Below are 20661 nucleotides of genomic sequence, written 5' to 3' on the forward strand. Positions count from 1 at the left end.
GTCAACGGGAGTTGGGCTCCGAGCGGTTTACGCGTTCTGCCCACCGAAGGCCCCGGTCCGGCTGCCGACTCACGCCGCTGCCGGGACGCGGCACTCCGTACAGACTGTCTCCCCTCTCGCCGTCTCGAACACGCTCCGTCCGTCGGACTCCGGTGCCTCGCCGCAACTGTCGCAGATCATCATGTTGCTGCAGTCTCGGAACCCGACAGATAAATGATTTTCTGGATACTTCCTGTGGATATTGTCGGATGTTAGGGCAGACCACGTTGATTGCTGTCGTGAGTACAGTTATCGTACCTGCTCGGTGGGTGCCGGGGTGAGGAGCGACGGCTCCCGTCTCGGAGCCGAGCGTCAGGAAGGGATTTGTACGAGCGCCCGGGCCTGCAGGTATGCGACAGGTCCTCGTCGCCGTGCTGGTGCTCGCCCTGGTCCTCCCGACGTTCGCGGGCGTCGCCTCCGCGGAGTCACAGCGCCTCGGTGGTGCGGTCGTCGTCGAGGCGGGAGAGACGGTCGACGGTTTCACCGCGTACGGTGGCCGGGTCGTCGTCCACGGTCGGGTCGAGGGCGACCTGACCGCGTTCGGCGGCCGGGTCGTCATCGCGGAGGGTGCGACTGTCACCGGACGCGTCCGCGCGTTCGCCGGGTCGGTCGTCGTCGCGGGGTCGACCGGTGGGAACACCGTGGCCTACGCCGGACACGTCGAGGTCGCCGACTCCGGTCGCGTCGGCGGGTCGTTCGCCGGGGTCGGTGGCAGCGTCGTGCTCGCGGGGACGGTCCGGGACGACGCGACGACCGTTGCCGGGACGGTCACGCTCGCGCGGTCGGCCGAGGTCGACGGCTTCCTGACCTACGTCGGCGAGTTCGACGACCGCGGCGGCCGCGTCTCGCTCGATGCCCGGCACGTCAGCGACCTCTCGCTCCTCCCGCCGCTCACGGGCGCGGGTGGCGTGCTGTTCACCGTCTACCTGCTGCTCGCGGACCTCCTCGCGGGCGGCCTGCTGCTGTCGCTCTTCCCGGCGTTCGCGGGGGACGCCGTCGAGACAGCGGGTGACCAGCCCCAGCGCGTCGCGGCGGCAGGGGCCGGAGCCGTCGTCGGTATCCCCCTGGCGGCGGCGCTGGCCGCGCTGACCGTCGTCGGCATCCCGCTCGCACTCGCCGCGCTGGCCGGCTACGTCGTCCTCCTCTGGGTGGGGAGCATCTACGGCCGATACCTGCTCGGGGCCGGCCTCCTCTCGTACACCGACCGCGACGACCGCTACCTCGCGCTGCTCGTCGGCGTCCTCGTCGTGGCGGCCCTCTCGCTGATCCCCCTCCTGGGTGACCTCGTCCGGCTCCTCCTGCTGATCGCCGGGCTCGGAAGCGTCACCCTCGGCCTCTACGTCGCCTACGAGTCGGTCGTCGAGCGGCGCGAGCGACAGTCGACCGACGTACTCTGAGGTCGATCCCGTCCGCTGGGTCCGGGGCGGGGGAGATTCTCGTCGGCCGGGAACTGGCGAGCGGCTTTTCGACGTACGCTGCCACGACTCCGCCATGCCAGTCGACGAGTTCGAGGCGTACGGCGTGTCGGAGATGGCGGACGACCGGGTCCACGGATTCCTCTCGAGCCAGCAGGTCGGTGTGCTGGGGATCGCGACGGACGGCGCACCGAGCATGCGACCCCTCTCGTACTGGTACGACGGGGAGTCGACGCTGTACTTCCAGTTCCTCGGGACCGCCGGCGGCCGGAAGGCCACGCTGAGTACGCAGTCCGAGGCCGCCCGGTTCCTGGTCTATCGGGCGGAGACGCGCTTCAACTGGCGGAGCGTCCTCCTCACCGGGACCATCGACGAGGTCCCGGCCGATGAACGCGAGGCGGTCGAGGCGGCCGTCGAGTTCGAGCGACCGGACGCGCTGGCCGCGGCCAGTGACGCCGAGGAACACCGGCTCTTCGCCTTCCACATCGACGACTGGACCGGGCTCGAGCACCTCGGACTCCCGCCGGAGTTCGAGGACGACCCCGAGTGAGGAGTGTGCGCCCGGAACGCCAACGTTCAGGTGGCTGCCGGTCGCCCCGGTACCCATGCTACTGCTGGATCTGGAGGACTTCATGTTCGAGCTGAAGGACGGCGCCGTCAAGCACGCCGGCCCGTCCAACCGGACCGCCACGGCGAAGCTCTACGACGTCGAAGGCGTCGACGTCCGCGAGTACGGGGACCGCCGCGTCAAACTCGCCTTCACCGACGAGGACGGCAGCGAGGTCGAGATCGCGCTGGACCCCGACCAGGCCAGCGAGGTGGCACGCGGCATCGAACTGCTGGAGGAGGAGAGCCGGGTGTTCGAGTAGACCCACAGTTCCAGGTGCAGGGCGCCGAGTTCACACGGGCCGGAACCGGTCGTGACGCCGTGTTCGCTCATTCTCCGGATTCAGGAATCGTCTTGCGTATATATCGCAATTCGACGCGTCCCTTCAGTTGATCCACAATGACTGGATACGCAATCATTCTGGCGTCCGGCCGACTAGAGGAGTTGCAGGCCATCGGGAACATCGCCTCCGTCGGGGCGGCTTCGGGCGTCCCCATCGACGTGTTCGCGACGATGGACGGACTCGAGGCGTTCGACAAGGAGCGCATCGAGGCCATGGACTTCGAGATGGGCCCCGTCGCCGAGGCGATGCTCTCGAACGAGGACATGGAGATGTCCCTGTTCGTGGACAACCTCGCCCGCGCGAAGGACCTCGGTCCCATCGAGGTGTACGCCTGCGAGCTGTCGATGGACGCGCTCGGCAAGAGCCTCGACGACTACGCGGACGTCTTCGACGGCGTTCTCGGCGTCTCCGGGTTCTTCGGTCACGCGCAGGACAAGCAGGTGATGTTCGTCTGAGGCGGCCCCCAGCATCCAACCACCATCCCACAACTCACACAATCATGAGCCAATCCGACATCGAAGTTGACGTGACGATCGACGCCCGCGGCGCGACCTGCCCCGGTCCCCTGATGGACCTCGTCGGGGAGATCCGCAACGGCGCGGTCGGTACCGTGTACGAACTCCAGACCAACGATAGCTCCTCCAGCCACGACGTCCCCGAATGGGTCGCACAGGCCGGCCACGAGACCATCGACATCGTCGAGCACGAGGCCGAGGGCTACTGGAGCATCTTCATCGAGAAGTCGAAGTAACGGACCGGCGACAGCGGCTTCTCGTGACGGACAGGTGGCGGCGTCCTCCTTCTCGGTCGCGTCACACGTCTCGGGATCGCGGGTGTGTGGACAGCCCTGTTGATGGAACGCTGGCAGGTCCACCGGGAGCGCGTGACTCGAATCGTCGACCCAGCGGCCCGGCGTACTTGGTCAGCAACGGCTCGCGGCTGCTACGGACGCGCTGGTGGAAGCATGAGCGATCACACACCGGCCCCGGACCTGCAGTTCGTCCGGGTGCGGGTCCGGAAGGCGAGTCGCTTCACTGGCCGCCCGGAGGCCCGGAAGGAACTCCGCGCGGTCCTGGGCGAGGCGGGGCCCGACCTCGGTGCGCTCATCGAGCTGTGCCCGGCCTGTGGAGCAGCGCCTCGCGGACGCGCGAGCGAGCGATGCGGTCGAGTTCGGCCTGGACGGTGTCCATGTGGGGCCCGAGTCCGTGCGAGTCGATGGGCCCCAGCGGATTGGTTCCGATTCTCCGAAGGGTGTGAGACCAGCCGCGTTACCGCCACACGCCCGCGTTCGCCCGGCCTGCACTCGGAAGCGGGCCGGAACTGCCTCAATCGCGGGTTCGCGGAAGACCGCGGGGGCTTGCGGGTGACTGCGGGTCGCGACCGACGGTAGCGGGTGCCTTTCCCGGTTACCGATTCACAGTTCTACAAACACACCCCCTCGTAATCTCACAGTCTGGGAAACCTAGGGGAACATTGACAGGGATGGACTCATCAGTATTTCCTATGGACTGCACAAGCGACTCACAGCCGGCGGCGCGAACGCTCGGGGAGTGTTTCCGGGCACTCATGGCCCCGGAACGCCGGGACCTGTTGGCCGCCCTGGAGCCGTCCGCGGGGACGGCGCTCGATGTCGAGGAGTGGGCCGACGCGGACTGCACCACCATGGTCGACCTGCATCATGTCCACCTCCCGCTCCTGGAGGAGTACGGGTTCATCACTTGGGACAGGGCGACCGGCCGAGTTACGAGAGGCCCCCAGTTCCAGAAGATCGGGCCACTGCTCGAACTGCTCGCCGCGCACGCAGATGAACTGCCGGGCGAGTGGCCCTCGGGGGAGTGAGCCGGGTGGGCCCGGTGGCACAGGTCGACGCACCCCGGTGGTGGCGGGGTGCGTGACCGACTCTCGCGTTCAATCTAGCACGGCCACGAGTACCTGTCACCGACCGAGATGTTCGAGAGTGCCGAAACGGTGATCCAGGCGGCCAGGCGCTCGGACCGGTCTACTTGCCGAGCGTGGCCGTGTCACCGCCGCTCGTGAAGGTGAATCCCCCCGACGACGCTGAGGACCGGCTCGCCGCCACGCTCCGGAGCGGGACGAACTCGATCTCGGTGTGGGGGGTGCCGCCGCACCGAGATCGCTCGTTCGGACGCCCGAGGAGCAGCTTCTGCGATTGGGGAGATTCGCCTCGGGAGAATACGAGGCCTGAGGGATTTGAACCGGAGAGAGACTCGCTACGCTCGTCTCTCAGGGTTCAAATCCTCAGTAACGTTCACCACGCCTCGCTGCGCTCGGCGGGTTCACGAGGCCTGAGGGATTTGAACCCCCGACAGCTTGGTCCGAAGCCAAGCACTCTGTCCGAGCTGAGCTAAGGCCCCTCACCTCATCGAAGCGTCCTCCCGGACATAATTCTGTCCATACCCCGTGGCCGTGGCGGTCCGTTCCACGCCGCTTAAGCCGCGACCCCGACAGGCGACGGGTATGCGCGAGACGGCCCGCGGACTCCTCGAACTCACGCGGCCTGGCAACGCCGTCGCGTCGGGGGTCCTGACGTTCATCGGTGCCTTCGTCGCCGGTCTCTCCGGCCCCGTCGGGGGACTGGTCGTCGAGACGGCACCCGAACTCCGTGCGGCGGCGGCCGTCCTCGCGACCGTCCTGGCCGTCGGCGGAGGCAACGCCATCAACGACTACTTCGACCGGGAGATCGACCGCATCAACGCGCCCGACCGCCCCATCCCGCGGGGAGCCGTCTCGCCGGGCGGCGCACTCGCGTTCGCGGTGGGTCTGTTCGCCGTGGCCGTCGGGTTCGCACTCCTGTTGCCGCTCCCGGCCATCGGCATCGCCCTGTTCAATCTCCTCGCGCTGGTCGCGTACACGGAGCTGTTCAAGGGACTGCCCGGCGTGGGGAACCTCGTCGTCGCGTACCTCGGGGGATCGACGTTCCTGTTCGGCGGCGCGGCGGTCGGCGGCGACCTCTCGACGGCGGGCGTGCTGTTCGCGCTGGCGGCGCTCTCGACCTTCGCGCGCGAGGTCGTCAAGGACGTCGAGGACGTGGCCGGCGACCGCGAGGAGGGGCTGAACACGCTCCCCATCGCCGTCGGTGAGCGCCGGGCCCTGGTGGTCGCCGCACTGGCGCTCGGGCTGGCGATTCTGGCGAGTCCGCTGCCCTACGTGACGGGGACGTTCGGCGCCGCGTATCTGGTGCTCGTGCTCCCCGCGGACGGGGTCATGGCCTACGCCGCCTACGAGTCGTTCGCGGATGCGACCGCGGGCCAGTCACGGCTCAAGTACGGGATGTTCCTCGCGATGGCCTCGTTCGTGGTCGGGCGGGCGGTGGTGGTCCTGTGACGGTCCCGAGCGGGGCCCGTCAGTCCTCGTAGCGCAGCCGGAGTTCCAGGTCATCGGCCCGGTCGGCGAGCAACTCGGCGTACTCGGCCTCCAGCCGCTCCGGGGACAAGCGGGAGGCGGGGCCGACGACCGTGAGCGCCCCCAGGGTGTCCGAGCCCTCGTCGTGGACGGCGACGCCGATTCCGTTGATGTCCGGATAGATCTCGCGGACGTTGAGGGCGTACCCCTGCTCGCGGACCGTCGCCAGCTCCGTCAGCAGGGTGGCTGGGTCGGTGGTCGTCCGGTCGGTCACCGCCGGCATCCCGGTCGACTCGAGGATGTGCCGGACCCGGGCATCGGGCAGTCGGGCGAGCATCGCCTTGCCGGCGGCGTTCGAGTGGAGGTAGAACCGGGACCCGAGGTGGTGCCGGCGACGGATGCCGTAGTCGTCGTTGACGCCGAAGACGAACACGCCGTGCCCCCTCTCCTCGACGGCGAGCGTACAGAGTTCGTCGGTCGCCTCGCTGAGTGCGAGCACCTCCGGCGTCGCCGCCGAGCAGAGGCGGTTCCGGTCACGGACCGCGCCCCCCAGCGTCAGGAAGCGAAAGCCCAGTCGATAGGTCCCCTCGTCGTTGAGGACGTAGCCCGCCTCCGCCAGCGTCGTCAGGTGCTTGTGGACGGTCCCCTTCGTGAGACCCGTCTCCGCGGCGAGGGCGGTCACACCGGACTCCCCGGCCTCGAACAACGCCTCGACGACCCGGAGGAGCGTCCACCCCGCCTGTACGGTCCCCGATGGGGCCGAATCGTCCATGGCCCCGGCGACGGGGCGGACCGACAAGACTGTTTCCCGTGGGGAAACGCCTGTACCTCCTCGGAGACGCGGCGCGACCCCTCCGAACGACCGGGAGTCCTCGCGAGAGTAGACCCCCCTCGACGCGCCAGCGTGATGACTGGCGTGGAGATATCCCATCCGTCTGAGATGATTCTGGGTGCGACCAGCATGGGAGAGAGGGAAGGAGACACGGACCGAGTGAGTCGGGTTTCCAGGCCACCAAGATGGCAAAAACACGCGATTCGCCACCACGCATTCGTGGCTCCGCCGGTCCCGTTTCCTCCACCTGAACGGCCCATCTCACCTGATATATCATTTTCCTAACCGCTACGTTTAAGCTCCGCTATGACACCTGGTAGCTGTGAACGTCCTCTACATCGACATCGACTCGTTGCGGGCCGACCGCCTGGGGATGTACGGGCACGAGGCCCCGACGACCCCTGAACTCGACCGGTTCGCCGAGGACGCCGTCGTCTTCGACCGCTCGTACGTGGCCTGTTCGCCGTGCATGCCGTCGCGGGCGGGCTTCGTCTCCGGTCGCTACGGCGTGCACAACGGTATCGTCACGCACGGGCCGCAGGCACAGACGCTCCGCTCGCCGAAGCAGTCGAAGGACTGGTTCGCAGGCTGGGCCGAGGAGTGGACGTTCGAGGGGAACGGCCTGAAGGAGACGACCGGGGAGAGCGCCGAGTGGCTGACGCTCCCGGAGGTGTTCTTCCACGAGCGGGTCCACACGGCTGCGGTCTCCTCGTTCCCCCGGCACACGGCGCCGTGGTTCTACCATCTCTGGCACGAGTTCCACCAGCCCCAGGAGCCCGAGGGGCGGCGGATGTTCTTCATGACGCCGCAGGCCGAGGACGTGGTCGACACCGCGCGCGACGTGCTGGAGCGCAACGACGACCCGGTGTTCTGCTACGCGCAGTTCTGGGAGCCACACCTCCCGTACACCCGCCCGGACGAGGAGGTCGCCGGGTTCGCGGACACGCCGATGCCACCCTACCCGACCGAGGACGACATCGCGGCCCACCACGAGTGGGAGCTCTCGACGGCGGCCCAGATGGAGGTCGAGTCGCGCGAGGACCTCAGGCGACTGTACGCCTCGTACGACGCCGAGATCCGCCACGTCGACCGCGAGGTCGGCCGACTGCTCGAGTACCTCCGGGAGACGGGTCGCTACGACGAGACGATGGTCGTCGTCACGGGCGACCACGGCGAGGAGTTCGGCGAGCACGGGATGTACGTCAAGCACGGGAACGTCCACGATGCGAGCCAGCGGGTGCCGCTGCTGGTGAAGCCGCCGGCGAGCGCCGACTACGAGCCCGGCCATCGCGACCAGCTCGTCACGAACGTCGACCTGGCGCCGACGCTCGTCGACTACGCGGGCCTCGACAGGCCGGCCCAGTGGCAGGGCCGGTCGCTCCGTCCGGTGCTGGCCGACCCCGACGCCGACTGGCGCGACCACGTCGTCCTCGACCACGGCCTCTACACCGCCCAGCGGGCGGTCCGGACGGACCGCTGGAAGTACGTCCGCACGCTCCACCCCGGCGGATTCGCCGACGTCGTCCCCGAGCGGGCCCTGTACGATATGCACGAGGACCCGCACGAGCAGGCGAACCTGCACGACGATCGCCCGGCGGTGGTCGAGGACCTGGAGACCAGGATGCTCCGCTGGGTCGACGAGCACGTCGGCCGAGGGGAGGACCCGATGCACGAGTTGGCGCGGACCGGGCCGGCGAGCTACCCGCCCAACGAAGCGTACTGGTCGCAGAACACGGGGAGATGAGCACGACCGACCGCCTCACCGGCTCCATCGGCGTCACGGAGGCCACGGCGCTGCTGGTGGGCAACGTCATCGGCGTGAGCATCTTCGTCCTCCCGGGGCCCCTGGCGGGACAGGCCGGTCCGGCCGTCGCCATCGGCATCCTGCTGGCGGCCATCCCGCTGGCGTTCGGGATCCTGACGACGCTGCAGCTCGGGAGCGCCATCCCCGTCGCCGGCGGGAACTACGTCTACGGCTCCCGGCTGGTCCACCCGTACGTCGGCTTCCTCATCCCATGGCTGGTCGTCCCGGGCGTGTGGGCCGGACTGCTGTTCATCGGTGTCGGCTTCGCTGAGTACGTCAGCGTCTTCACCTCGGTCCCGGAGCTCGCGCTCATCTACGTCATCCTGGTCCCGTTCCTGCTGCTCAACATCGTCGGCATCCGGCCCGTCGCCCGGGTCCAGCTCACCCTGGTCGGCCTGCTGCTCGTCAGCATGCTCCTGTTCATCGTCCCCGGGGCGGTCGCCATCGACCCCGGGAACTACACCCCGTTCCTCCCGAACGGCGTCGGTCCGTTCGCGCTGGCCGTCGTCTCGCTGTACTTCCCGCTGCGCGGGTTCGGCCTCATCATCGACCTCGGCGAGGAGCTTGACGACCCGGTCCGGACCATCCCGCGGGTCCTCCTCTACAGCGCCCTCATCGCGCTGACGCTGTTCGTGCTCCTCGTGGTCGTGCTCGTGGGGGTGATGAACTGGCAGGAGCTGGGCGCCGCGGACGCCGCGGTGGTCGCGGCCTCGCGGACCTTCCTCCCGCCCGCGCTGGTCCCGGTCGTCGCTGCCGGGGCGGTCATCGGTGCGCTCACCTCCATCAGCACCACGTACACCGGGTTCTCACGCGCACTGATGCGCGCCGCACGCGACGACGTGTTCCCCTCCGTCATCGCCCGTGTCGACCCACGCTTCGGGACCCCCAGCATCGCGCTCCTCGTCCTGGGTGTCCCGCCGCTCCTGCTGGCACCCATCGCCCCGGGGCCGGTGGTCCTCTCCGTGTGGCTGGCGCTATCCGTCCTGACCGCGGCCGTCGTGAACGCGGCGGCCCTCTGGCGGCTCCCGACGCGGTACCCCGGGCGCTACGAGGCTGCCGGGTTCCAGCTGCCCCGCCGTGCGCTGAAGGTGGTGTCCGTCCTGACGGCACTCACCTCGCTGGTACTCATCCTCGTGACGACGCTGCGCCTGCCCTGGATGATCGGTCTCTTCGCCGGCTGGGCGGTCGTGGGCTACGCCTACTACCGGTTCCGGGCGCGCTCGCTCGCCGGTGACGGCGTCGACCTCCCGGAGCGGATGCGGACGCTCGCGGACCACGAGTGAGCCGGGCCACGGTGGGCGCCCCCCACGGTCCCGCGATTCGCCCGTAGCTACCGATAGGGCCGCCCCGACCGGGCGTAGGCGGCCGCCGACCGGTAGAGGTTCCGGGCCATCATGCTCGTCTGCACGGTGGCCCGGGCCTGGTACACGTCGCCCACGGCCGACTGGACCGCCTCGTCCTCGGGTGCGGCCTCGAGCGCGGCGTCGGCGAGGTGGCTGGCCCGGCGGTGTTCGCCGGCCTCGGACAGTTCGCGGGCGCGCTCGGCCAGCGCGTCGGCACCGCCCGCCAGGTCGGCGAACTCGCCGGCCACGTCCCCGCGGGGCGCGGGTTTCAGCTCGCACGGGCGCCCGGTCCACCAGCCCCCGTAGCGCCGGATGACCGAGCGAGCGATGAACTCGGGCTCGTCGTACTGCGCCTCCAGCCAGGGCTCGTCGGCATCGGGGTACTCGACCCCGGTCACGATGTCGGCGTGCGGCGGGGATTCGTCGTTCAGCGCCGCGAGCGTCCGGTCCACGACCGTCTCGAGGTACTCCGCCGTGGTCCGGAGGCGGCGCTCGATGCCGGCGGGGTCGTCGACGACGGCGTCCCCGTGGCCCGGGCAGAGGTGCCGGGGCTCCCGGGCCGCCATCTCCCGGAGCGCGTCGACCCACTCGCCCGGGTAGCGCTGGACCTTCTGCGGGTTGCCCGCGTTCGGCGCGACGCCGATGAAGAAGTCGCCCGGACACAGCACCTCCCGGTCCGGGCACCAGACCCAGGAGTGGTCGTCCGTCTCGCCGCGGCCGTGCCGGACCTGGAACCGCAGCCCACCCACGTCGATGGAGAGCGCGTCCCGGTAGGTGGTGGTCGGCGGGTGCTCGGGGACGCCGAACGGGGAGCCGTCCTCGTACATCAGGTCGGCCATGTCGACGGTGGCGCCGAACTGGCGGGCGTTGATGGCCTCGTTGTGGCCCTTCGTCCGTGCGTACCGCCGGAAGCGGTCCGCCATCGCCTCGTGGGCGATCACCTCGGGTGGCTCCTGCCCGTCGACGAGGAACGCCTCCAGCCCGTAGGCGTGGTCGACGTGCCCGTGCGTGTAGACCACCGTGTCGACGGGCGCGTCGGTGTGTTCTCGGAGCGACTCGGCGAGCGCCGGGGCGAGCGCACGGAGCCCCGTGTCGACGAGCACCAGTCCGTCGCCCGTCTCGAACGCCGTCACGCCGCTGAAGTACGACTGGAAGTAGACGCCGTCGGTCACCTCGACCGTCTCGACCTCGGCCCGCCCGTCGCGGACCGCCTGGACCGCCTCGACCACGTTGTCGACCATGCGCGGGGGGTGTGAGACACCGCATAAATGCGTTATGTCGGCTCGATGAGCGTTCATGCGGAGGAAACGCCGAGCCACCGACCCGTGGTTGCAACTCCCCTCCCGCGTGTCACACGTTCACCAACCTTTATCACCTCGTCAACCGAGTCGGTGAGCGTGGTTTACGAGACAGGCAACCGGACGATCGACGACGCCGTCGAGCGCGTGCTGGCGGGCGAGGACCTCGACCGCCGTGATGGACTGGCACTCATCGCCCAGCCCGTCGACGAACTCGCCGCCGCCGCCGACATGGTGCGCCGCGAGTTCTCCGACGGGACGGTCGATGCCTGCTCCATCGTGAACGCGAAGGCCGGCAACTGCGCGGAGGATTGTGGCTTCTGCGCCCAGTCGGCCCACTTCGACACCGGCATCGACACCTACGGCTTCCTCGAACCGGAGGAGATACTGGAGGCCGCGAAGCGAGCGGAGGCCGACGGCGCCCAGCGCTTCGGCATCGTGGTCGCAGAGAAGGGCGTCTCGAAGGAACAGCGGCCCGACGAGTGGGAGAAGGTCATCCGCGCCATCCGGCTCGTCCGCGACGAGACCGACGTGGAGGTCGACGCCTCGCTGGGCATCCTCACGGAGGAGGAGGCCGAGATACTGGTCGAGGAGGGGCTCAACCACTACAACCACAACATCGAGACGTCCCGGCGGTTCTTCCCGGAGATCGTCGAGAGCCACACGTTCGAGGACCGGCTCCACACCCTCCGGGTGGCGAAGGAGGCCGGGATGGACCTCTGTGCGGGCGTCATCCTCGGGATGGGCGAGTCGCCCACCGACCGCGTGGACGCGGCCATGGAACTGCGCGACATCGGCGTCTCCTCGCTCCCGGTCAACATCCTCAACCCCGTGGCGGGGACGCCGCTGGGCGAGGAGCACGACTCCGCGCTCATCAGCACCGAGGAGGTCATCGAGACCATCGCGGTCTACCGGCTGCTCCACCCGCACGCCCGCGTCCGCCTCACGGGCGGCCGCGAGGTGAACCTGGAAGGGGACGAACAGCACCTCCCCTTCGAGGCCGGGGCCGACGGGATGCTGACCGGCGACTACCTCACCACCGAGGGCCAGGACCCGGCCGACGACATCGAGATAATGCGCAAGGCCGGCCTCGAACCCAACAAGTCGGTCAACGACTTCGACGAGGCGGCGGTCCGGGCGCGCCACCGCAGTGACGGCCCCGCGACCGCGGCCGGGTCGGCGACCAGCAACGCGGAACTCGACGACTGACGAGATTATCGTCCAGTCTGGCAGATAATCGGATAATCTGACGGATTCGACACAGGATACCCCAATTACGAACCTATGCACGAAACGACGTTCGCGGTACTCGGCACGGGCGGCATCGGGCGGCGAGCACTCGAGGTCTCGAAGGCCAAGGACGACCTGACACCGGTCGCGGCGTGTGACCGCCACGGCGTCGCCGTCGACCACGACGGACTGGACGTTGACGAACTGCTGGCGGCGACGGAGGGCAACATCGCTAGCGAGGCGCAACGCGCCTCGGACGAGGTGAGCGGCGACCAGCCGCGAACAGACGGCGGGACGACGGTCGACGACAGCAGCGGCGGCATCAAGCAGGCCGGCGCCGACAAGGGCGTCGCGGCTTCCGTCCAGGCCGACCCGACCGACGCACCCATCGACGACATCATCGCTGAGAGCGACACCATCGACGCCGTCCTCATCGCGCTCCCGAACCTGGAGCACGACTTCATCCCGCGCGTGGCCGAGCGGTTCGCCGAGGCCGACTACGAGGGCGTCCTCGTGGACGTGCTCAAGCGGAGCCGCGTCATCGGGATGCTGGACGAGCGCGAGGAGCAACTACAGGACGCGGGCATCACCTTCGTCTGCGGCGCGGGCGCAACCCCGGGCTTCCTGACGGGTGCCGCGGCGCTGGCCGCGCAGTCGTTCGTCGAGGTCCACGAGGTCGACATCTGGTGGGGCGTCGGGCTGAAGTCGGGCTACGAGGACAACCGCGGCACCGTCCGCGAGGACATCGCCCACCTCGACGGCTACGACATCGAGACGGCCCGCGCGATGACCGACGAGGAGATCGAGGAACTGGTCGACGAGCACGACGGCGTGCTGGAGTTCCACGACATGGAGCACGCCGACGACGTGCTGCTGGAGCGGGCGGGCATCTGCGACGCCGAGGACGTCACCGTCGGCGGCGTTCTGGACCTTCGAAACGACGAGAAGCCCACGACGACCACCGTCACCGTCACGGGCGAGACCTTCGACGGCGAGGTCGCCACCAACACCTTCGAACTCGGCGACGAGACGAGCATGGAGGCCAACGTCAACGGGCCCGCGCTGGGCTACCTGAAGGCCGCCGTCCGGCACAACCGCGCCGGCGACCACGGCGTCTTCGGCCCGGCCGAACTGATGCCCGGTTTCTGAGGTTCCGACACCCTTCCGATGAGCTTCGAATCGCGACACCGCCCCGATGGCGACGACACCCACGAGGACCACCGAGAGGCGAACGACCATGGGTTCGACCTCGACGCGCGCCTCGCCAGCCGCGAGGCGCGCGGCCTCCGGCGCGACCTCGCCCCCGTCGACGAGGTCGGCCCCCGTGCCCGGACGGCCCCCGACCCGAAGGACGAACCGGCGGCGTGGACCGAGGATCGCCTCGTCCTGGCGTCGAACGATTACCTCGGCCTCGCGGGCGACCCGCGGCTGGCCGAGGCCGCCGCGGAGACCGCCCACGAGGTCGGCGCGGGCGCCGGGGCGTCCCGCCTCGTCGTCGGTGACACGCCCGCACACCGCGCGCTGGAGCGGGACCTCGCCGCCACGAAACGGACCGAGCGCGCACTCGTCTTCGCCTCGGGCTACGCCGCCAACGTCGGGACCATCACCGCGCTCGACCCCGATGCGGTGTTCTCGGACGAACTGAACCACGCGAGCATCATCGACGGCTGCCGGCTCTCTGGCGCGGATGCGGAGATATACGACCACTGCTCCCCGGCCGCGCTCCGCGCGGCGATGCGCGAGCGCGCCCGGGACGTGGACGCGACCGACGAGTCCTGGCTCGTCGTCACGGACAGCGTGTTCTCGATGGACGGCGACGTGGCGCCGCTCGCTGACCTCTGTGACGCCGCCGAATCGTTCGGCGCATGGGTGATGGTGGACGAGGCCCACGCGACCGGTCTGTACGCCGACGGCGGCGGCATCGTCCAGCGCGAGGGGCTGAGCGACCGCGTCGACGTCCAGCTCGGCACGCTCTCCAAGGCGCTGGGCACGCAGGGCGGCTACGTCGCCGGGGACGAGACGCTCGTCGAGCACCTGCTGAACACGGCGCGCGCGTTCGTCTTCTCGACCGGGCTGGCACCGCCTGCCGCCGGCGCAGCGCGCGAGTCGCTCCGCATCGCCCGCGAGGGCGACCGCCCCGAGCGACTCTGGAACGTGGTCGGGCGGACCAGAGCGGGACTCGAAGCGATGGGATACCAGGTGCTCGGCGAGACACAGATCCTTCCGGTGCTCGTCGGCGACCGCGCCGACGCGGTGGCGCTGGCCGACCGCCTCCACGAGGCCGGGATCGTCGCACCGGCCATCCGCCCGCCGACCGTGCCCGAGGGGACCAGCCGCATCCGCCTCGCCCCGACCGCGGCGCACACGGCCGACGACGTGGACCGCTGTCTCGCGGCGTTCGAGGCCGCCGGTTCGGAGGTGGGACTCCTGTGACGGGCGTGTCGAACATCGCCATCGTCGGGACGGACACGGGCATCGGGAAGACGGTCGTCACCGCGGGCCTCGTCGGCCGCCTCCGGTCGGAGGGCATCGACGCGGTCGGCGTGAAACCCTGCCAGACCGGCCATCCACCGGACGACGACGCGGGCTTCGTCCGCGAGGCCTGCGGCGACGAGTCGGCCGGGGTCTGCGGGCGCTACCTGGGCCCGGCGCTCGCCCCCGCGGTGGCGGCCGACGAGGCGGACGCGGCCCTCTCCTACGAGGAGGTGCGGTCGTTCTGCGCGACCGAACTGGACGCTGCCGAGGTCGGCGTGCTGGAGGGCATCGGCGGCCTCCGGGTCCCACTGGCCGACGGCCGGGAGGTCGTCGACCTCGTCGCCGACCTGGCGGTGCCGGCGGTCGTCGTCTCCCGGTCCGGACTGGGTACGCTGAACCACACCGCGCTGACTGTCGAGGCGCTCGAGCGTCGCGACATCCCGGTCCGCGGCATCGTCCTCAACGAGTACGAGGGCGCCACGGTGGCCGAGCGGACGAACCCGGCGGCGCTGGAGGAGCTGACCGGCCACACGGTGGCCACGCTGCCGCCGACCGACCTCTCGGACCCGAGCGCCGCCGTCGGGCTCGTCGCGGACCTGCCGCGGTACGTCGATATCGACTGAGGCGGGGCTCGTGCCTTCGTCGAGTCCAGAACGGGTGAAGAGGTCGAGCGTGGTCGCAACGCGGGGGTGTGTGCCCCGCGTGTGACACTACGGAGCCGACTGGCTCCATCCCCTCGTTGCGCCGAATCTGGCATAAATTCACGGGGCGACGGCACGGCCGGGGCACACCGGACCGAAGGCTCATGTCACGGGGAGTCCGACCTCCGGACATGTACGACCCGATCCTCGTTCCGGTCGACGGGAGCGACGCGGCCGCCCGGGCCGTAGAGGAGGCGTTCGACATCGCCCGCGAGTCCGGCGCGACGGTCCACCTGCTGTTCGTGCTGGACGAGTCGGCCACCGCGTTGCTGTTCTCCTCGGAGTCGATGGGACGCCGGTTCGAACGGCTCCGCACGGAGGCCGAGGCGTTCCTCGCCGAGCTGGCCGACGACGCGGCCGGCGTGCCCGTCGAGACCGCGGTCACACGCGGGATGGGAGTGTATCGAGGTATCATCGACTACGCCGAGGACGTGGGCATCGAACTCATCGTGATGGGGTCGACCGGTCGGCACGGCCCGGCCGGCGTCCTCGGGAGCACGACCGGGCGTGTCGCTGCGAACACGGATATCCCGGTGATGGTGCTCTCGGAGCCGAAGGCGGCGGAGAGCGCGGACGACGGCGCCGACGCTCCGTGAGAGCGGTCGTCGGCTGGTGCTGCCGGCGCCGGACGTCGCTCAGCCCTGGCTGCCGGCTCCCCCGACCGCGTGCCGGATCTGCTGTGCGAGGCGGTCGTACTGCTCGGTTCCCGACCCCTTCGGCACGTAGGCGGTGACGTCGTGGGTGATGGCCTCGCTGGCGACCTCCTCGCTTCCCTTGTTGGTGAACAGGATAAACGGGATGTCGGGGTAGTCCTCTCGCACCGCGGCGAGGAACTCCACCCCGTTGATGGCCGGCATCCGGTAGTCGCTCACGATGCAGCTGATGGGCGCCGCCTCGAGGATGGCGAACGCGTCGGGCGCACTGGTCGCCGTCCGGGTGTTCAGGTCGTGGCGACGCTCCAGGAACTTGCTGATGACGTCCACCATCCCGGGTTCGTCGTCGACGACGAGGACCGAGACCGGGGCGGGGGATTCGGCGGCCGTCTCGCCGAGGCCCGCCGAGACCTGCCGCTCCTCGCCCCAGCGGAGTTCCCGCCGGGTGGCGAGGTCGATCCAGTCGCCGAAGTCGTCCGGGACGCTGCCGAGCTCCACGGTGTCGTGCAGCCGGTCGTAGACCACCAGCCCCAGCCGCTCCAGCAGCGGGAGGTGGTGTTCGGCGAGACTGGCCGCCACGCGGCCCGGGTCGTCCGCACCGACCTCGGCGTGTGGGTCGGCGTACTCCCGGGTCACGTCGACGAGGTCCGAGAGGGTCGCCGCCCCCTGCTGGCGGAGGTGGAACAGCACGATGCGGCGCACCTGGTTCCCGAGCGCCAGGAACAGGTCGTCGTTCGTCATCCCCGGCGGCTCCCCGCTGGTGTCCGACGAGGCCGTCATCGCGGCCCCCCGGTCCCCTCGGCCCCCTTCGGGGACCGCTCACCAGTCCTGCGGTGTCTCGTTCCCCTCCGGCGTTCGCGCCCTGCAGCCACCATGGCCGCCAGTTGAGGACGCGAAGTATTGAGGCTTGCTACCGTCCCTCAGGAACGAGAACCGTCCCGCCCGTCCTCACCGTCGCGGCCGCCGTCCCTCGGCGGCGCGGTCTCGTCCCCGTCGTCGGGCACGCGCCCCGGATGCTCCAGCAGCATCGCATCCACGTCGGCGTACTCCGCGAGCAGCTCGCGCATCCGCTCGACCGTCCGGGCGTCCCGCGCCCGGCCCGACCGGATGACTCCCTCCAGGCGCTCGACGGCGGTCGTGGTGTCGGACTGGACCAGCAACACCGGGACGTCGGCCTCCTCGGCGCGGCCCAGCACCGCCGCCGGGGGCTGGAACCCGCCCGTCAGGAGGACGGCCTCCACCCCCGAGGCGTCGAGCGCGGCCGTGACGATCTCCGGCCGGTCACCGCCACACACGAGGACCGCTGAGCGGGTCCGCCGCAGGGCCGGCAGGGCCTCGCTGGCGCTCATCGCGCCGACGACGAACCGCTCGACGATGGTGTCGGTCGGCGCCTCGCTCGTGAGCGTTCGGGCGCCGAGCTCCCGCCCCAGGTCCGCGACGGCAACACCGGCCAGCTCCTGGACCCGCGGGAGCGTCCCGAAGGTGCGGACGCCACGCCCGGAGAGGAACGGCACCACGTCGCTGGCGAGGTCGTCGAACGCCGCGTCACCGACCGCGTTGAACAGCACACCCGAGAGCCGGTCGCCGAAGCGCTCGCTCGCCACGAGCACGTCGTCCACGTCCTCCGGCCCGCCGTAGGGCGCGACCAGCAGGACCCGCGCGTCGAGCAGGTCGGCGATGGCGGGGTCCGTGAGGCCCACGGTCGCGCCGGCGTTCAGTCCGCCGCCCTCGACGACCAGCAGGTCGCGGTCGGTGCGGAGGGCCTCGAACGCCTCCCGGACGGTCTCGCGGAGAGCATCTGGGTCCTCGCGGCCCCGGACCGCCTCCCGGACGAACGTCGGCGAGTAGACCACCGGCTCCAGCTCGTGCATCGGGTCGTCGAGGCCGAGTACCTCGCGGGCCAGCATCGGGTCGGCGTCGAGCGTCTTGCCGACGTTGCTCTCCAGGCGCGTCCCCTTCGGCTTCATGTAGCCGACCGACCGCCCGGCGTCCCGGGCGGCCAGCGCCAGCGCCAGCGCCACGGCCGTCTTCCCGGTGGCGTCGGCGGTGGAGGTGACCAGCAGCGCGTCCGCGCCGGAGTCGTCGCCCCCGCGTCCGTCGTCGGTCCCGGTCTCGATACTGTCGTCTGATGTGTCGTCGTGTTCGCTCATCGGTCCGTCTCCGTGGTGTCCGCGGTGTCGGTCGTCGTCCGGTCCCGTCCGTCGTCCGTCGTCGCCCCGCCGGTGCCGTCATCGTCCGGGTCCGCTTCCCCCTGGTCCGGGTCCACCCCGTCCACCGCGTCAGGGTCCACGCCCTCGACCGCGTCCGGGTCGATGGTGAGCCGGACGTCGACGGCCGTCGCGCCCTCGGGGGTGACGACCAGGGGGTTCACGTCCAGTTCGAGGATGGCCGGGAAGTCGGTCACGAGCTGCGAGAGGCGACCGATGGTCTCGACGATGGCCTCCTCGTCGACCGGTTCCCGGCCCCGGGCGCCCCGCAGGAGCGGCGCGGAGTCGATGTCGTCGAGCATCCCGCGGGCCTCCCGCTCCGAGACCGGGGCCACCCGGACGGTGGTGTCCTCCAGCACCTCGACGAAGACGCCGCCGAGGCCGAACAGGACGAGCGGCCCGAACTGCGGGTCCCGGTTCGTCCCGACGATGGTCTCGACGCCGTCGTCGGTGTCCAGCAGCTCCTGCACCTGGACGCCGAGGACCGTCGCGTCGGGCTGGTAGCGCCGCGCCCGCGAGACGAGGTCCTCGAAGGCGTCGGCGACCTCGTCCGGCGGGACGCCCACCTTCACGCCGCCGATGTCGCTCTTGTGGAGGATGTCCGGGCTGACGATCTTCATCACGACGCCCGCATCGCCGTCGCCACCCGCCCCCTCGCTCCCGAGGATATCCCGCGCGACCCGTTCAGCCTCGTCCGGGGAGTCGACCACCTCGCCGGCCGGCGTGGGGATGCCGTAGGCGTCCAGCAGGTCCATCGCCTCGACGCCCAGTCGGGTCTCGCCGTGCCGTGCTGCCCCAGCGAGGCGTTCCTGTACGTGTGCCCGGTCCACCTCGAACTCGGTCGGCGGGTCGTACTCGCGCTCGCGGACCTCGCGATAGCGCCGGAGCGCGTCCAGGGACCGCACCGCCCGCGCGGGGTCGAAGTACGTCGGGATGCCGGCCCGGGCGAGCCGCGCGTTCGCGTCAGCGGCCGAGGCGCCGCCCATGATGCAGGCCGCCAGCGGCACCTCCGCCTCGCTGGCCGCCACCACCACGTCCGCGAAGTCGTCGAACGACAGCGTCGCCGTCGGGCAGACGATGACCACGCAGGCGCCCACGTTCCGGTCCGCGAGGACGACCTCGAGCGTGTCGGCGATGCGCTCGACCGGCGCGTCACCGATGACGTCGACGGGGTTGTAGACGTTCGCGTTCGCGGGCAGGCGCTCGGACAGCGCCTCGTGGGTCTCGTCGGTGAAGGAGGCGAGGTCCAGCCCCGAGTCGCCGACGGCGTCCGTCGCCATCACCCCCGGCCCGCCCGCGTTGGTGACCACGGCCACCCCGTCCGTCTCGGGGACCGGCTGGCCGGCGAGCGCGGCGGCCGCGTCGAACAGCTCCTGGACGCTCTCGGCACGGAGGACGCCCGCCTGGTCGAGGCCGGCCTCGTAGGCGGCCTCGCTGCCGGCGATGGCGCCCGTATGGGAGGCGGCGGCGTGCGCGCCGGCCTCGGTGCGCCCGGACTTCACCAGCACCACGGGCGTCTCCTTCGTCACCTCCCGGGCCGTCTCGACGAAGCCCGCCCCGTCGTTGATCCCCTCAAGATACCCGAGTACCACGTCCGTCCCGGGGTCGGCGCCCCAGTGCGCGACGAAGTCCGACTCGTCGAGTACGGCCTTGTTGCCGAGCGAGACCACCTCGTTGAAGCCGAGGTCCCGCTCGGCGGCCCAGTCGAGGACGGCCGTCACGAACGCGCCGGACTGGCTCATGAACGAGACGTCCCCCGGGAGCGCGTTCCGCGGGGCGAACGTCGCGTTCAGGCCGACGGGCGTCGCGATGATGCCCAGGCAGTTCGGCCCCACCAGGTTCAGGTCGTACGCCTCGGCGACGGCCACGAGTTCGCGCTCGCGGGCGACCCCCTCCGGACCCCCCTCGCCGAACCCGGCGGTGATGACGACCACGTCGTCGATGCCGGCCTCGCCGGCCTCCTCGACCACATCGACCGCGATATCGGGCGGGACGACCACGACCGCGAGGTCGGCGTCGGTCTCCGCGACGCTGTCGACCGTCGGCAGACCCAGCACCTCGTCGGTCGAGGGGTTGACCGGGAGGATCTCGCCGTCGAACGACGCCTGGAGGTTCGCCGTCACCGCTCGGCCGACGCTACCTTCGCGCTCGGTCGCGCCGATCACCGCGACGCGCTCCGGGTCGAACAACCCCGCGAGCGAATCGCCGCCCGTCGCTACGGCGGCCGGGCCCGACTGCCCGCCGCCCTCGTCCTCACCGTCGACACCTGCGCCGTCGCTGCCGTCCATCGTGTACCTCCGAGGACTCGGCCCCGAGAGATAAAACCACAGCCGAGGGCCACCGATTGCCCC

General features: G+C 70.5%; 19 protein-coding genes and 1 tRNA gene. 14 read left to right on the forward strand and 6 right to left on the reverse strand.

Translation table 11 applies throughout. The features are described from left to right. Positions 1–389: 389 nt before the first annotated feature. The 6 genes from P2T62_RS12340 to P2T62_RS12365 all read left to right on the forward strand — a co-directional run bounded on the left by P2T62_RS12340 (position 390) and on the right by P2T62_RS12365 (position 4243). Positions 390–1436, forward strand: a complete 1047-nt coding sequence (locus tag P2T62_RS12340; protein WP_276257383.1) for a bactofilin family protein — start codon at positions 390–392, stop codon at positions 1434–1436. 94 nt (positions 1437–1530) lie between these two features. Next, on the forward strand, positions 1531–2004 hold the full coding sequence (locus P2T62_RS12345; RefSeq protein ID WP_276257384.1) for a pyridoxamine 5'-phosphate oxidase family protein: 474 nt from the start codon (positions 1531–1533) through the stop codon (positions 2002–2004). A gap of 55 nt (positions 2005–2059) precedes the next feature. Continuing rightward, positions 2060–2323 (forward strand): hypothetical protein, encoded by a 264-nt coding sequence (locus tag P2T62_RS12350; RefSeq protein WP_276257385.1) that lies wholly within the window; start codon positions 2060–2062, stop codon positions 2321–2323. Positions 2324–2460: 137 nt separating this feature from the next. Continuing rightward, on the forward strand, positions 2461–2859 hold the full coding sequence (locus P2T62_RS12355; RefSeq protein WP_276257386.1) for a hypothetical protein: 399 nt from the start codon (positions 2461–2463) through the stop codon (positions 2857–2859). 44 nt (positions 2860–2903) lie between these two features. After that, a complete protein-coding gene (locus P2T62_RS12360) occupies positions 2904–3155 on the forward strand; it encodes a sulfurtransferase TusA family protein (protein WP_276257387.1) in 252 nt (83 codons plus the stop codon). Positions 3156–3907: 752 nt separating this feature from the next. Then, a complete protein-coding gene (locus tag P2T62_RS12365; protein WP_276257388.1) occupies positions 3908–4243 on the forward strand; it encodes a hypothetical protein in 336 nt (111 codons plus the stop codon). A gap of 461 nt (positions 4244–4704) precedes the next feature. On the opposite strand, the gene P2T62_RS12370 is transcribed toward P2T62_RS12365, so the two are convergent. After that, positions 4705–4779: transfer RNA gene (locus tag P2T62_RS12370), tRNA-Arg, on the reverse strand. Positions 4780–4882: 103 nt separating this feature from the next. Here P2T62_RS12370 and P2T62_RS12375 point away from each other — a divergent pair. Further along, positions 4883–5749, forward strand: a complete 867-nt coding sequence (locus P2T62_RS12375) for a geranylgeranylglycerol-phosphate geranylgeranyltransferase (protein WP_276257389.1) — start codon at positions 4883–4885, stop codon at positions 5747–5749. Positions 5750–5768: 19 nt separating this feature from the next. Here P2T62_RS12375 and P2T62_RS12380 read toward each other — a convergent pair whose 3' ends face one another. Next, positions 5769–6539 carry an IclR family transcriptional regulator gene (locus P2T62_RS12380; RefSeq protein WP_276257390.1) on the reverse strand — a complete coding sequence of 257 codons (771 nt, stop codon included), beginning with the start codon at positions 6537–6539 and terminating at the stop codon, positions 5769–5771. Between the two features lie 382 nt (positions 6540–6921). On the opposite strand from P2T62_RS12380, the gene P2T62_RS12385 reads away from it, so the two are divergent. Further along, positions 6922–8343 carry a sulfatase family protein gene (locus P2T62_RS12385; protein ID WP_276257391.1) on the forward strand — a complete coding sequence of 474 codons (1422 nt, stop codon included), beginning with the start codon at positions 6922–6924 and terminating at the stop codon, positions 8341–8343. Next, entirely contained in the window at positions 8340–9686 is a 1347-nt protein-coding gene (locus P2T62_RS12390) for an APC family permease (protein WP_276257392.1), read from the forward strand. Before P2T62_RS12385 ends, P2T62_RS12390 begins: the two co-directional genes overlap by 4 nt. 47 nt (positions 9687–9733) lie before the next feature. Here the strand turns inward: P2T62_RS12390 and P2T62_RS12395 are convergent, their stop codons facing one another. After that, a complete protein-coding gene (locus P2T62_RS12395) occupies positions 9734–10987 on the reverse strand; it encodes an alkyl sulfatase dimerization domain-containing protein (protein ID WP_276257393.1) in 1254 nt (417 codons plus the stop codon). Positions 10988–11143: 156 nt separating this feature from the next. On the opposite strand from P2T62_RS12395, the gene bioB reads away from it, so the two are divergent. The 5 genes from bioB (at position 11144) to P2T62_RS12420 (ending at position 16046) form a co-directional block, all read left to right on the forward strand. Further along, the gene (bioB, locus tag P2T62_RS12400) at positions 11144–12253 is read left to right on the forward strand and encodes a biotin synthase BioB (protein ID WP_276257394.1); all 1110 of its coding nucleotides are present in this window, start codon (positions 11144–11146) and stop codon (positions 12251–12253) included. A gap of 75 nt (positions 12254–12328) precedes the next feature. After that, a complete protein-coding gene (gene bioU, locus P2T62_RS12405; protein WP_276257395.1) occupies positions 12329–13423 on the forward strand; it encodes a (S)-8-amino-7-oxononanoate synthase BioU in 1095 nt (364 codons plus the stop codon). Positions 13424–13441: 18 nt separating this feature from the next. Next, positions 13442–14707, forward strand: a complete 1266-nt coding sequence (locus P2T62_RS12410; protein ID WP_276257396.1) for an aminotransferase class I/II-fold pyridoxal phosphate-dependent enzyme — start codon at positions 13442–13444, stop codon at positions 14705–14707. After that, positions 14704–15372 carry a dethiobiotin synthase gene (gene bioD, locus P2T62_RS12415; protein WP_276257397.1) on the forward strand — a complete coding sequence of 223 codons (669 nt, stop codon included), beginning with the start codon at positions 14704–14706 and terminating at the stop codon, positions 15370–15372. The genes P2T62_RS12410 and bioD overlap by 4 nt, the downstream gene beginning before the upstream one ends. Before the next feature lie 209 nt (positions 15373–15581). Then, the gene (locus P2T62_RS12420) at positions 15582–16046 is read left to right on the forward strand and encodes a universal stress protein (protein WP_276257398.1); all 465 of its coding nucleotides are present in this window, start codon (positions 15582–15584) and stop codon (positions 16044–16046) included. 39 nt (positions 16047–16085) lie between these two features. Here the strand turns inward: P2T62_RS12420 and P2T62_RS12425 are convergent, their stop codons facing one another. From P2T62_RS12425 to P2T62_RS12435, 3 genes are all read right to left on the reverse strand, one after another. Next, the gene (locus P2T62_RS12425) at positions 16086–16883 is read right to left on the reverse strand and encodes a response regulator (RefSeq protein ID WP_276257399.1); all 798 of its coding nucleotides are present in this window, start codon (positions 16881–16883) and stop codon (positions 16086–16088) included. Positions 16884–17023: 140 nt separating this feature from the next. Continuing rightward, positions 17024–18253, reverse strand: coding sequence for a phosphotransacetylase family protein (locus P2T62_RS12430; protein ID WP_276257400.1), 1230 nt, complete (start codon positions 18251–18253; stop codon positions 17024–17026). After that, on the reverse strand, positions 18250–20598 hold the full coding sequence (locus tag P2T62_RS12435) for an acetate--CoA ligase family protein (protein WP_276257401.1): 2349 nt from the start codon (positions 20596–20598) through the stop codon (positions 18250–18252). The genes P2T62_RS12430 and P2T62_RS12435 overlap by 4 nt, the downstream gene beginning before the upstream one ends. Positions 20599–20661 lie beyond the last annotated feature (63 nt).

This window comes from Haloglomus litoreum, assembly GCF_029338515.1.
Lineage (GTDB): Archaea > Halobacteriota > Halobacteria > Halobacteriales > Haloarculaceae > Haloglomus > Haloglomus litoreum.